A 14,304-nucleotide genomic window follows, 5' to 3' on the forward strand; every position below is an offset into this window, starting at 1 on the left:
ACATACACATGAAATCATGTAGTATCGTCTTTTCTCATCCAGACTTTACTGTCGGTATCGGAATTACACCGATTCATGCCAAAAGGCTCGCGGACTATAACCGCCGGTAAGGAATTTCACCTATCCCCAAAGACTTATCATATTAATTTATGTACTAATAGTATCACTTTTATAATATTTTCGCAAGATTATACAGTAATTAATGAGAAGAATTATTAAAACTTATGATAATAAATTAAATTGTTTGATATAATATTATTTTAAGTGATTCATATATAAATTTGTGATATTTATCACATAATAAGAAATTATGAAGTACTAGAATTTATTTGTAAGTTAAAAATAAATATTAATTAATTTTCATTATTACTAAGGAGTGATAGTATGTCAAAAAAACGTATTTCAGACGTTATAATAGAAATATTAGCCAACGCAGGTATTGATAAAATTTATGGTATCACTGGTGATAGTCTAAACTCGGTAAATGATAGTTTAAGACGTAATGGAAAAATTAAATTTGAACATGTGCGCCATGAGGAGTCTGCTGCTTTTGCAGCTGGTGCCGAAGCTTTACTAACAGGTAAGTTAACCGTTTGTGCTGGTAGCTCAGGACCTGGTAACCTCCATTTAATCAACGGCTTATTTGATTGTCATAGAAACCGTGTACCAGTACTTGCTATTGCCTCTCATATCCCACAGTCAGAAGTAGGTCTCAACTATTTTCAGGAAACTCATCCAGAAAATCTATTTAAAGAATGCTCTTGTTTCTGTGAACTCGTTTCTAATCCAAAACAAATGCCTGAAATTTTATTCCGAGCAATGAATGCTGCTGTTGGCAATCGAGATGTAGCTGTAATTGTTCTACCAGGTGATGTAGCCGTTATGGAAACAGAGGTTGATGAACTACCTACCTGGCATGCACCTAAACTACCACGCGTAATTCCTCAAGCAGAAGATATTTTAGAGATGGTTCAACACATTAACAATGGCAAACGTATTACACTTTTCTGCGGAGCTGGTTGTGCCGGTGCACATGACGAAGTAGTTGAACTTGCATCTAAATTACATGCCCCTGTAGTGCATGCTTTCAGAGGCAAAGAATGGGTTGAATGGGATAATCCTTATGATGTAGGCATGACAGGATTACTCGGTTATACATCTGGATATCGTGCTATCGAACAATGTGATACACTCATTATGCTAGGCACCGATTTCCCATACCGTCCGTTCTACCCTGAAAAGGCTAACGTAATTCAAGTAGACATCAATCCATCAGCACTTGGTGCACGTGTTCCATTAACTCAAGGCATTTTTGGTTCTGTGAAAGATACATTACAGGAATTACTACCTCACCTTACGCAACGAAATGATACAGAATTTATCGATACGATTCGCAAGGCCTATACTAAATTTCGCAATGATTTAGATGGCTATGCCGTTGCCGAACAAGATGGCGTAGCAATTCACCCTCAATATTTTGTAAATCGCCTTAATAAATTAGCTGCTGATGATGCTATCTTTACCTTCGATGTAGGCACTCCAGTTATCTGGACAGCACGCCATATCCAAACAAATGGCAAACGTCGTATCATCGGTTCATACAACCATGGTTCTATGGCTAATGCAATGATGCATGCAATAGGTGCTCAAAATGCATGTCCTAACCGCCAAGTTATTTCCCTTTCCGGTGACGGTGGATTTACAATGATGATGGGCGAAATGCTTTCATTGAAACAATTAAATCTTCCTGTAAAAGTATTCGTATTCAACAATGAAGAACTTAGCTTCATTGCCATGGAAATGAAAGCATCTGGTTACCTAGATTATGCTACGGACTTTGTAAACCCTGACTTTGGTAAACTTGCTAAAGCAGCTGGCATCAAAGGCATTAGCATTACAAATTCTAGTGAAGTTGATGAAAAAATCAAAGAAGCTTTAAATTATAATGAAGGCCCTGTCATTATCAATGTCCGTGTAGATAAGCAAGAACTTGCTATGCCTCCTAAAATTGCCTACCAACAAGCAAAAGGTTTTAGTAAATACTTGATTAATGCAATTCTTGATGGCCGTGGTACAGAACTCAAGGAAATGGCAAAGACGAATTGGATGAAATATAAATCCTTATACTAAAAGTTACCAAAACTACAAAAATAAGTAACAAAATATTCAAAAAAGAGGTGTCATCAAATGATGACACCTTTTTTCTACGCATATGTAATCACTTATAGTTATAACTATTACAATTTAACCAAACAAAGACATCTGTTCATCTTCTGGTAAATCACCACAGCATTTAAGCTCTTTCATCGTTTCGATGATGGTAGCAGAAACCTTACAACGACGCTGCAAATCTTTTAAGGATGTAAACGGTTTTGTCTCCCGTTCTTCTACAATTGCATCAGCAACGGTTTCACCAAGCGAATCGATAGCCAAGAATGGTGGTAATAGAGCTCCATCTTTAATGCTAAAGCGACGAGCACCAGAATGTTGAATATCTACATTGATAAATCGATAGCCTCGTTGATACATTTCCATAGATACCTCTAAAGCGGACATCAAATCCTTTTCCTTAGGACTGGCACTACGGTCGAGAGCTTTGATACGATTAAATTCTTTCAATTGTGTATTTAAATCACCTGTCATGATCCGTAAATCAAAGGCTTTTGCACGTATGGAAAAATACGCAGCATAGAAAGCCAACGGATGATATACCTTAAACCACGCAATACGGAAAGCCATCATAACATAAGCAACCGCATGGGCACGCGGGAATAGATAAGAAATCTTTTTACAAGACTCAATAAACCATTCAGGAATATTATTTTCTCGCATTTCTTTTTCAAATTCCGTAGTTGCTTGCCCTTGTTTATTTCTCTTTTCAATGCCCTTCCCTTTACGAACATTTTCCATGACAAAGAAACTATTTTTCTTATTCATACCACGATGAATTAAAAAATTCATTACGTCATCACGGGTAGAAATAGCTTCATTCAATTTACAAGTGCCATTTTTAATAAGTTCCTGTGCATTGTCGAGCCATACATTCGTACCATGGGAGAACCCAGAAATACGAACAAGGTCAGAGAAGGTTTGCGGCCGTGAATCTTCCAGCATGCCCCGTACAAATTTTGTACCACATTCCGGTACGGCAAGACTAGCCACTTGGTCCCCTTGTAACTGTTCTGGGGTCAATCCAATCCCCTCTGTAGAAGAGAATAGGCTTAGCGTTCTAGGATCATCAAAAGGAATCGTTTTTGCATCAATACCGGTCAAATCCTCTAACATACGAATAATCGTCGGATCATCATGCCCCAGAATATCGAGTTTTGTCATACGACCTTCTATAGAGTGATAATCAAAGTGAGTCGTTAATACGCCACTCTCTTTTTTATTTGCCGGATGTTGAATCGGTGTAAAATGATGCACATCCATATCACGAGGACAAACCATAATACCACCTGGATGTTGTCCTGTCGTATTTTTTACATTTGTAAAGCCTTTTGCGAGGTGTTCAAGGAATCCACTACGAGCCTGAATATTTCTAAGTTCCGCATATTTCTTTACATACCCAAATGCAGTCTTATCTGCAATAGTACCAATAGTCCCCGCCTTAAATACATTATCACGACCGAACAATTCTTCCGTGTATTTATGAGCCTTCGCTTGGTAATCACCAGAGAAGTTCAAATCAATATCTGGAACTTTATCACCTTCGAAACCAAGGAAAATGGCAAATGGAATGTCATGGCCATTCGTTTGTAATGGATGACCGCAATTAGGGCAATCACGGCGTGGTAAATCGAATCCACCGGCGTATTCACCATTTTCATAAAATTCCGACCACTTACATTCAGGGCAAATATAATGAGGTGGCAATGGATTTACTTCCGTAATTTCCGACATTGTCGCTGCAAAGGACGAACCTACAGAACCACGAGAACCTACGAGATATCCATCATCTAGCGATTTTTTTACCAGCTTATGTGCGATATAGTATAGAACACCATAACCATTGCTGATGATACAATCGAGTTCATAATCTAGTCGTTCCTGTACAACACGAGGTAATGGATCACCATAAATCTTCTTCGCATTTACATAACACATTTCTGTGAAAGCTTCATCAGCCCCTTCGATTTTAGGGGAATATGTACCATCTGGCACTGGTTTAATATCTTCAATACTATCGTTGATAGCCCGTGTATTTGCAACAACGACCTCATACGCCTTTTCTTCACTCAAATATGGAAATGAAGCTAACATTTCATCAGTAGTACGTAAATGTAAATCAGGTTGCTCATCCGCATCGGGGAACCCACAAGCTGTTAACATAATCTCACGATATATTTTTTCCTCTGGCGTTAAATAATGAACGTCACACGTAGCACATACACGCTTATTAAGAGCATCTCCTAATTCAATAACAGTCTTATTCATATCAATAAGAGCTTGTTCATCTGGTACAATACCCTTACGAATCAAGAATGTATTATTTGTATGTGGTTGAATTTCAAGATAATCATAGAATGACGCAATTGTTAATAGCTCTTCTTTAGAGGCCCCTTTAACGATAGCCTGCATTAATTCACCAGCTTCACAGGCAGACCCTATGAGAATACCTTCACGATGCTCTTCAATGATAGAACGAGGTAAACGAGGTCTCCGTTTATAATATTCCAAATGGGATATGGAAATCATTTTATACAGATTACGTAAGCCTACCATATTTTGAGCTAACAAAATAATATGATAACGAGGCGCCTCATCTTTTCGTTTTACAACATCTAAGGATAATTCCTTTTCTAAATCCGCATCATCTACAAGATAACCTTCAACGCCATAAATAACCTTAACCCCTAACTCTTTCCCCAGTGCTTGTGCCTCTGGAAAGGCTTGTACAACACCATGGTCCGTAATGGCAACCGCAGGATGTCCCCATTTTTTGACGGTTTTAAATAAATCCTTAATCGATACGAGTGCATCCTTATCACTCATCTTCGTATGTAAATGGAGTTCAACACGAGAATCTGGCCTATTTTCTGTCCGTTCATTTGTATTGTCTTCTTCAATAGCTTCGATACTACGTATAGATAAAATGTAGTCCTTATCAAATCGATCATCAAAGTTGACACTACCTTGAACACGCACCTTTTGCAATTTCTTTAATTGCTTTAATAAGGCATCCCCTTCTTCCGGACTATTTGTAAATTTGATAAACTTCATACTGTTCGTATCATCTACAATACTGCCATTGACGATACTTTTACCAGTCCTAGTATCGCGTTTATCAAGACCAACGAACACACCTTCAAAGATGACACTTTGTGTTTCTACGGTTCCCATAATACTAGAAGCTGTGCCTTCAATACGTGGACCTAAAATCATACCCTCATCAGTAGGCGCATCCTTAGGAGCACGTTGAGGATATTTCTTACCACCTTTGTGTTGTGATTTTCCATTAGATAAAGACGTAGATGATGAGCTGCTAGATATAGATGGATTTCTTGTAGTTACAGACTCATACGATGTGGAATCTGGATTAAAATAGTCCAATTCCACCGCATCCATAAATGGCACAAACTCATCTGCATAATCAATTTCATCATCATTATTACCAGCGAAGGACTTGCCTCTCTCTGGCATGTTTTCTTCCTCTAATTTTTGTCGATGCGCTTCAACGTCTTCAATAAATTCACCTACACCACAACCACCTGCATAGTAGTACGGTGCAAATTCTTCATCCTCGTCATCTACCTTCCACGCAAAGCAGCAAGACGTAGTTGCATTGGTAGGAATTGTATCAAAGGAAATATTTTTTTCTTTGTACCAAGCAGCTAATCGTTCTTGTAATGACACCAATGTTTTAAACGCTGAATCTGCTGCTTGAATGGTTACCTGTTTATCATCACAATTCACATAGAAAGCAGGTTTACTATTCTGTTTTGGTACTACTCGATAACGTACTTTCATTTTTATCCCTTATACCCACAATAGGTCAAACATAAATCCCTAAATCGCCACATATCCCCTTTACTTGTGCGACTATCTAATATCACCTCATATAATCCTTTTAAGAGTGCTTTTAAAGCCTTTATAGAAATACGAGAACTTGCTTCATAGGCTAGTTTTATGGGGTACGGTTTATAAGAGGCCCCATTTTCTTTACAAAAATTTTCTACCTGTTTAGCTGTCATACCTGCGGCACGACATTCGCTTACTAATAATTGAAGCCGCAACTGTCCTTCAATATAGCCCATAGCTCGATCAATTTCTTTATAGCTAAACATAAACGGAAATAATTCTAATAAAGTATTCACATCTTGTTTTAATAATGCCTCTTTAAAGGTAAAAATATTTTTAGCCCCATAATTACTACTATGTTCCATTAAAAAGGACCTATCGATTTTCTTGTGATTACCTAATAACAAAAAATATCTATCAAACTCAGTACGCATAAACGCAACTGGCACATCTTGCCATAATTCCAATAGATGAGATACATAATCGTATCCATCAGGCGTCAGCGTATATCCATTAGATGTGCAATACTGACGAATCCACATCAATAAATCATCGCCTTCTAATCGTTTACATTCCTTATTAGGAATAGATTCTAATATCTTTTTATTTTGTTTTAATCGTTTGTCCACCATATCGTGATAGATAATAAGTACTGGATTATCACCGGTATAATTCATCAGTAACTCGGCCAGTGCATCCCATTCTTGACTCTCTTTTTGGCCTGCTTTTTTCAAGATAGGTAGATTGATAAGACAAAATACCTTGGCATCGCCAAATAAAGAATCCTCCATCAATTGTTCTGATATTTTGGAAGGACCTGCTTCATCATACAATACGCGCACATCTAGATTTTTATGAGATAAGAAAAACTTTTGTTTCTCTTCTTCTATGAGTTGTGGTTCATTACCATAGATTAGATATACTTGATTCATCGCTAGTCCTCCTTTCATAATCGATAATCTGGAATATATTCATAGCCCCACAAATGAACATATTCTGCATCTGGATCAATATCTCGCAACGCTCCTCTAGGCATACTCACAAGCACAGGGCGATTCGAATGTAACGCTAACATTTGATTTACCATATACGACTGAGAGGTAATCAAAATAGCGTTCCTCATATTATTTAATTGTAGTTTTTTTTCACCATTTTGTCTATTATAGACCATCACAGACGATATATCATTTTTGTATAAAGTAGTATTTTTGCCAGTGGATTGAAATCGCTGAACATGCGCATTTTTTAATGGAATACCAAAACTTTGAAGTCCATTTCTTATGCGAATTTCACTCGCTTTCATCGGTATATTATCAGGTGTATCAATATATACAGTTGCTACCTTTTCATAAGGCCTCACAATGAGCATTGTATTGGATTGTTTCATGGGTATAATATGCATAATCGTTTCATTTTTATATAAGATGCCACTATAAGCTATAGCAATTATGCCGATTCCCATAAGTACAATTCCTGTTGTTAAAGCTCTAAACCTAAGCTTTAACGATACTAGATTAATATATAGTAATTCTATACATCCATAATATAACATCCCTAATGTGGTAGAAATGGTACCTATCCACCATAAACAAATAGAACTATTAGCGAGATGCGCATTTACATATAAACTGATAGTTAATACCCAGTCGATTACTTTCCACACCATACCTATTGGTATAAGTAAAGATATTACGGTACAGACAAATAACATAACAATGGCTATATCGAGTAAAGGTGTAATAATAATAGCTGCAAAGAGACTTGCTAAACTCAGATAGTGAAAATAATAAAGCTGAAATGGTATCAATAAAAGCTGTGCACTGATACATAGTACTAGTGGCGCTTTCACAATCGGTGGCAATACTGTCATCCAGCGATATAAAGGCATACCAAACAATAAGAGTCCATAGGTAGCACCAAATGATAGTTGGAAACTTACATCCAAAATTAGTAATGGATCATAGAGTAAAAATAGGATGGCTGTTACTGCTAATCCTTGTTTTGCAGTATATATACGCCCTTTTAGATAAGCTAAGGCTAGCCATACTCCCATAATAGTGGAACGCACAACAGGAGCACTGAAACCAACTACCATACAATAAAAGATTGATAAAATAATACCACCTATCATGGCATATCGTTTCTTGATACGACATAATCTACATATGCCATATACAATAGAGAATAATAAGGCAATATGAGAACCCGATATAGATAAAATATGAATAATGCCAGTATAGCCAAATTGACGTAGCACATCTTGGCCTAATTCACCATAATGACCACCTAAAACTAGAGAGATTCCTAACCATTTCGTTGTATCAGATAAATATTGCTGCATCAATGCTTCAATAACATTACGCATAGAACCAATTATATAAAGCCAACGTTGGTAGTAACCAATATATGGGTCTAACTTGTACTGCTTAAGTGAATCTAAATCTACTATGGTATAGGTACCACCAAATATGATCCCTCTATCATCATTACGAATGGCTTTATTCCTTTTATCGATAGTTCCTCTTTCCTCTGTAAGATATAGCGATTTAGGTGTGCCATGAACGATAATTGAATCTCCTAAGCGAAGATGTGTTGAATTTTCTTGTATTGTTACCTTTATATGACCATCAGCCTTTATATGTACACCTTTAGCAGTGTCTTTATACGGTTCTAAGCCCAGCAATACAGCATTAAACGTTTTATACACTTTGTTATCGATGACGGTCATATCTACAGGAGTATCAATTAGTAAAGCATAATCTCCTTCTTGTGATACAAAAAATTTTGTATGACCTACATACTGGTTGATTTGATGATTAACATGTACATATGATAGAGTACCTAACACAAGGGAGATGATAATAGTGACTATCATATATTTATAAGACAAAGAAGGGTTTACTTTATATCGAACCATAGATTTGCATAATGTATATAATACGTAAACTATAGCTCCCCCAATACAATACCAAGATGTATCAAGCAATATATAATGATTACTATATGCATATAAACTACCCAATATGATGCCACAAAGTATATAATGGGCCATTTCCGAATAAGTAATAAGCATATTCATCGTCAGGTAAGTTGCAATATTAGATCGTAATTTTATCACGTAATTTTTTAAATACCCCATCACTGATACCCTTTACATGTTTAATATCTTCTATGGATGTAAAAGCTCCCTTGCTTTGACGATACTCATCAATTCGTTTTGCCATAGTAGGACCAATACCTGGTAGTGAATCAAGTTCTTTGATGGTAGCCGTATTAATATTAACTTTTTGATTTCGTAATAGTGATTCAGGATTTCCATGAAAATTAAATCTAATATGAATATGTTGGCCACTTTGAACATTTTCTGCTAAATTAATAGATTCAACATCTCCATAAGGTAATGCACCACCAGCCTCTTTTATGACATCTCCAATAGTAGACCTTGATGGCACCTTATAAAGACCTGGAGATTGAATAGCACCTGTCACATATACAATAACTGTATTTTCCTCATCATTCGGTACTGCATCATTATTAGTGGAAATAGAATTACTATCTTGATTAGCTGTACTATTCACTTTTGATGTATCGGCTGCTAACACAGATGAATCTGGCATGATGGTGCTTCCTTCTGTTATAATAGGCCATAGGAAATAAATTCCTACTAAAATACACAGGATTATTACAATCCACTTATGTGACAAAATTATTTGTTTCATATGGTCACCTCCTATTGTAAAGGTTTCCATATATAACAAATAACTCCTACCTGTGATTCTATTAGTCACACAAGCAGGAGTTATATAAATCATGTCGAATTAAAGGAATATACTTTCACAGTATAGCCCATTACTATGTAAAGGAGCCTATAATGAATCAAGAATTATTACGTAAATACGCTCGTACCTTATTACAATCTGGCATTAATTTACAACAAAAACAAACACTCATCGTATCAGTTGATGTAGACAATAAAGATTTTGCAGTCATCGTTACAGAAGAAGCCTATCAATTGGGTGCCAAAGAGGTTATTATCAATTGGCGCCATACCCCAATTACACGCCAACGCTTATTACATGCTGATGCTTCAGTCCTTGAGTCACCGGCTAAATGGATTCCTGTATATTACCAACAATATGTAGAGGAAAAAGCTGCCTTTTTATCACTTATCAGTGCCAATCCAAAGGCATTAGCAGGCATTCCTACAGAGCGCATTAGCCTAAACTCACGCAATCTTAACAAAGTTCTGTCATTCTACCATACAGCCATCATGAACTCGTCTGTAACATGGTGTGTAGCCTCTGTGCCAACAGTACTCTGGGCAGAACTTCTTGGATACGAAGGTTCTGATGAAGAAAAAATTGACCAACTATGGCATACATTACTAAAATTATGCCGTCTCAATGACGTGGAACCAAAAGAAACTTATGCGCATCACATGGCTAAGCTACGTCATCGTCGTGAAGCATTAAACGCTCTTGATTTAAAAGCATTGCGATACACATGTAAAAATGGCACAGATTTACTTCTTGAATTACCGGAAGACCATATTTGGCAAGGTGGCGAAGAGCTCTCCAAAGAGGGGATTACATTCAATGCTAATATTCCTACAGAAGAAGTATTCTGTGCCCCTCAATGGAATGGTGTAAATGGTACAGTAGTTAGTACAAAACCACTGATTTACCAAGGTAATCCAATTTCTAACTTCTCCTTTATCTTTGAAAACGGTAAAATTATTGATTACACAGCTGAAGAAGGGTTAGATATTCTTAAAGAACTCATCGAAACAGACGAAGGATCTCACTATCTAGGTGAAGTAGCCCTTGTGGATCACTATAGTCCTATTAGTCAGTCCAATAGAATTTACTATGAAACATTATTTGATGAAAATGCATCCTGCCATTTAGCAATCGGTGCGGCCTATCCAACTTGTCTAAAAAATAGCGACGGTTTATCTGAAGATGAACTCAAAGAACGTGGTCTGAACCACTCTCTTGCTCATGTTGATTTTATGATTGGTCACGAAAACATGAATATTAAAGGCATTACAAAAGACGGCCAACAAGTAGATATCATGATCGACGGCCGCTTATTGGTATAACAAACATCATATAAAAGGGATGGTACATCCTCCGTAAGCTCCACCGGCCAGGCCTGACTCCGGCCTTCGGCCTCCGCAGGGCCAAAGTCGCTTTCGAAGGATACACCATCCCTTTTTACTCTATTATAATGTTATTTCCAATATGCGACCCGTCGATTGATATTCAATAATATCTACGCCGGCCGTCTTTAGCATACGTTTTGAAGCCTTCACCTCTTTAGTATCCTTGTATAAATCATCACGATAGATAACGGCCTTTATACCGCTTTGAATGATAGCCTTTGCACATTCATTACAAGGAAACAATGTTACATAAATCTTAGACCCTTCTAAAGAACCACCGCGATAGTTTAGAATCGCATTTAATTCACTATGAACGGTATAGAAATATTTATTATCATCCGCCGTATCCCGTTCCCACGTAAAATCATCATCACTACAATTTAAGGGCATGCCATTATAACCGATGGATAAGATCTTATTATCATTGCTGACGATACAGGCCCCCACTTGTGTATTAGGATCTTTGGATCGTTGCGCAGCCAAAATAGCAACGCCCATAAAGTATTCATCCCAAGAAATATAATCGCTACGTTTTGCCATAATAACCTCTCTAGATAATAAAGCCCCCTTCTACCTATGTAGTTGGGGGCTTTCATTATATTAACAAATCATATATAGAAATATTATTTTACAACGATATTCACAAGTTTACCTGGTACGTAGATAACCTTAACGATTTGTTTACCTTCTGTAAATTCTTGAACACGGCTAGATTCTTTAGCCAATGCTTCCAATTCTTCTTTCGTAATATTCACAGAAACAGTTAATTTATCGCGAACCTTACCATTAACTTGAAGAACCACTTCTACTTCGTCTACTTTAAGAGCAGATTCTTCGTATGTTGGCCAGTTCATCATATGAACAGATTCAGTTTCGCCAAGTTCATGCCACAATTCTTCTGTAATATGTGGCACGAATGGAGCTAATAACAACACGAGATTATGTGTTAACTCATTAGCAAGATCAGCATTTACGGATTCTGCTTTGTCCTTGTGTGCATACATAGCATTAACAAGTTCCATAATCGCACTAATTGCCGTATTAAAGTTGAAGTTATTATCTAAATCTTCTGTAACCTTTTTGATAACACGGTGTAATTCGCGGCGTAATGCCACTTCGTCTTTTGTAAGGTCACCCGTATGATTTTCTTTTGCTGCTTGGTCATACGCATCAACAATACGCCATACACGACCTAAGAAACGATAAGAACCTTCAACACCTTGGTCACTCCAATCAAGATCGCGGTCAACTGGTGCTGCAAACAAGATGAATAAGCGCGCTGTATCAGCACCGTACTTATTGATAATTTCTTCTGGAGAAACCACATTGCCTTTAGATTTAGACATCTTACTGCCTTCTTTAAGTACCATACCTTGTGTCAAAAGACCACGGAATGGTTCGTTAGCTTCAATGAGGCCTAAATCATGGATAACTTTCACAAAGAAACGAGAGTATAACAAGTGCAAGATAGCATGTTCAATACCACCAATGTATTGGTCAACGTTCATCCAGTAATTAGCAATTTTGGAATCGAATGGTGCTTTATCGTTCAATGCGTCAGTGTAACGCAAGAAGTACCAAGATGAATCGATGAATGTATCCATAGTATCTGTTTCACGACGCGCAGGACCACCACATTTAGGACATTTAGCGTTCATGAAAGCTTCGGATGTTGCCAATGGGGATACAGCACCGGATTCAAATTTAACATCTTCAGGAAGACGTACAGGCAAGTCTTCTTCTGGTACAAGTTGTTCACCACATTTGTCGCAATATACAACAGGGATTGGCACGCCCCAGTAACGTTGACGAGAGATAAGCCAATCGCGAAGTCTGAAATTTGTCTTGCCTTCACCGATACCACGTTCATGAAGTGCAGCCGTAATATTTTTACGAGCCTCTTCAGATGTTTGACCATCAAAATCACCAGAATTAATCAACACACCATCTTCGTGGTCAGATTCTTCCCATGTATCGAAATTGTAGTTTTCACCATTGTGAGAAACAACAGGTTTAATAGGCAAATCGTATTTATGAGCAAATTCCCAGTCGCGTTCGTCATGAGCAGGAGAACCCATAACGGCACCAGTACCATAATCTACGAGAACATAGTTAGCAATCCAAATAGGCACTTGTTCACCAGACATAGGATTTACCGCATAGGAACCGGTAAACATACCTTCCTTAGGTGCTTCTGTAGATGTACGATCGATGTCGCTCATGTTGCGCATACGCGTGATAAAAACATCTAAATCAGCTTTGTTAGGTGCTTTTTCAATTAAACGTTCTACATATGGATGTTCAGGAGCCAATACAACGTAACTTACACCGTAGATTGTATCTACACGAGTCGTATATACGGAAATACGTTCCTTAATGGATGGCACATCAAAAGAAAATTCTGTACCTTCAGAGCGACCAATCCAGTTCTTTTGCATCAATTTAACGCGTTGAGGCCAACCATCAAGTGTATCGAGATCATCTAACAAGCGATCTGCATATTCAGTGATACGGAGGAACCATTGAGATAAATCTTTTTTCTCTACAGGATTATCACAACGCCAGCAAAGACCATCAATAACTTGTTCGTTAGCTAATACAGTGTGGCATGTTTCACACCAGTTAACTTTTGCTTCTTTTTTATAAGCTAAGCCTTTTTTATAGAATTGTTCAAAGAACCATTGTGTCCATTTATAGTAATCTTCTTTACATGTAGCAACTTCACGATCCCAATCATAAGAAAGGCCCAATGCTTTTTGTTGCTTTTTCATGTTCTCAATATTATCAAGAGTCCATGTTTTAGGTGCAATACCATGTTTAATAGCTGCATTTTCTGCAGGCATACCAAAGGAATCCCATCCCATTGGATGCAATACGTTAAAGCCATTCATTTTCTTAAAACGCGCTACTACGTCACCGATGGAATAGTTGCGCACATGGCCCATATGCAAATTACCAGATGGATATGGAAACATTTCTAATGCATAGTACTTCTCTTTAGTTTCGTCATATTCAGTTTTAAAAGTATGGTTCTCATCCCAATACTTTTGCCACTTTTTCTCAATATCTTGGGCTACATATTTTTCGTTCATGTAGGTGCCTCCTCAAATCTGTGTATG

The 14,304-nt window shown here is 37.4% G+C and carries 8 protein-coding genes and 1 riboswitch; of the genes, 2 read left to right on the top strand and 6 right to left on the bottom strand.

Annotated features, from left to right (window positions below):
* Positions 1 to 22: 22 nt before the first annotated feature.
* Positions 23 to 138, bottom strand: a riboswitch (FMN riboswitch).
* 246 nt (positions 139 to 384) lie between these two features.
* Positions 385 to 2,130: a ubiquinone-dependent pyruvate dehydrogenase gene (gene poxB, locus Q0E20_RS02475; protein WP_295995788.1), complete on the top strand. Its 1,746-nt coding sequence runs from the start codon at positions 385 to 387 to the stop codon at positions 2,128 to 2,130.
* A 114-nt stretch (positions 2,131 to 2,244) separates the two neighbouring features.
* Here poxB and Q0E20_RS02480 read toward each other — a convergent pair whose 3' ends face one another.
* The 4 genes from Q0E20_RS02480 to Q0E20_RS02495 form a co-directional block, all read right to left on the bottom strand.
* Positions 2,245 to 5,970, bottom strand: a complete 3,726-nt coding sequence (locus Q0E20_RS02480) for a PolC-type DNA polymerase III (protein WP_295995791.1) — start codon at positions 5,968 to 5,970, stop codon at positions 2,245 to 2,247.
* Between the two features lie 2 nt (positions 5,971 to 5,972).
* Positions 5,973 to 6,953 (bottom strand): DNA polymerase III subunit delta, encoded by a 981-nt coding sequence (holA, locus tag Q0E20_RS02485; RefSeq protein ID WP_295995793.1) that lies wholly within the window; start codon positions 6,951 to 6,953, stop codon positions 5,973 to 5,975.
* Positions 6,954 to 6,967: 14 nt separating this feature from the next.
* The gene (locus Q0E20_RS02490; protein ID WP_295995796.1) at positions 6,968 to 8,896 is read right to left on the bottom strand and encodes a ComEC/Rec2 family competence protein; all 1,929 of its coding nucleotides are present in this window, start codon (positions 8,894 to 8,896) and stop codon (positions 6,968 to 6,970) included.
* A 223-nt stretch (positions 8,897 to 9,119) separates the two neighbouring features.
* On the bottom strand, positions 9,120 to 9,740 hold the full coding sequence (locus tag Q0E20_RS02495) for a ComEA family DNA-binding protein (RefSeq protein ID WP_295995798.1): 621 nt from the start codon (positions 9,738 to 9,740) through the stop codon (positions 9,120 to 9,122).
* Between the two features lie 152 nt (positions 9,741 to 9,892).
* Between Q0E20_RS02495 and Q0E20_RS02500 the strand changes: the two genes are divergently transcribed.
* Complete coding sequence (locus tag Q0E20_RS02500; protein ID WP_295995800.1) at positions 9,893 to 11,122, top strand: aminopeptidase; 1,230 nt, start codon at positions 9,893 to 9,895, stop codon at positions 11,120 to 11,122.
* Between the two features lie 123 nt (positions 11,123 to 11,245).
* Here Q0E20_RS02500 and Q0E20_RS02505 read toward each other — a convergent pair whose 3' ends face one another.
* Together Q0E20_RS02505 and leuS are read right to left on the bottom strand one after the other, a co-directional pair.
* The gene (locus tag Q0E20_RS02505) at positions 11,246 to 11,725 is read right to left on the bottom strand and encodes a dCMP deaminase family protein (RefSeq protein ID WP_295995803.1); all 480 of its coding nucleotides are present in this window, start codon (positions 11,723 to 11,725) and stop codon (positions 11,246 to 11,248) included.
* An 83-nt stretch (positions 11,726 to 11,808) separates the two neighbouring features.
* Positions 11,809 to 14,277 (bottom strand): leucine--tRNA ligase, encoded by a 2,469-nt coding sequence (gene leuS / locus Q0E20_RS02510; protein WP_295995807.1) that lies wholly within the window; start codon positions 14,275 to 14,277, stop codon positions 11,809 to 11,811.
* Between the last annotated feature and the right edge of the window lie 27 nt (positions 14,278 to 14,304).

This window comes from uncultured Veillonella sp., assembly GCF_934230905.1.
In the GTDB taxonomy this organism is placed as follows: Bacteria; Bacillota; Negativicutes; order Veillonellales; family Veillonellaceae; genus Veillonella.

Bases quoted from the DNA above. Each gene is read 5' to 3' on its own strand.
- Q0E20_RS02490 (WP_295995796.1), bottom strand. From the start codon at position 8,896: ATGATAGTCACTATTATCATCTCCCTTGTGTTAGGTACTCTATCATAT.
- Q0E20_RS02495 (WP_295995798.1), bottom strand. From the start codon at position 9,740: ATGAAACAAATAATTTTGTCACATAAGTGGATTGTAATAATCCTGTGT.
- leuS (WP_295995807.1), bottom strand. From the start codon at position 14,277: ATGAACGAAAAATATGTAGCCCAAGATATTGAGAAAAAGTGGCAAAAG.
- Q0E20_RS02500 (WP_295995800.1), top strand. From the start codon at position 9,893: ATGAATCAAGAATTATTACGTAAATACGCTCGTACCTTATTACAATCT.
- Q0E20_RS02480 (WP_295995791.1), bottom strand. From the start codon at position 5,970: ATGAAAGTACGTTATCGAGTAGTACCAAAACAGAATAGTAAACCTGCT.
- poxB (WP_295995788.1), top strand. From the start codon at position 385: ATGTCAAAAAAACGTATTTCAGACGTTATAATAGAAATATTAGCCAAC.
- Q0E20_RS02505 (WP_295995803.1), bottom strand. From the start codon at position 11,725: ATGGCAAAACGTAGCGATTATATTTCTTGGGATGAATACTTTATGGGC.
- holA (WP_295995793.1), bottom strand. From the start codon at position 6,953: ATGAATCAAGTATATCTAATCTATGGTAATGAACCACAACTCATAGAA.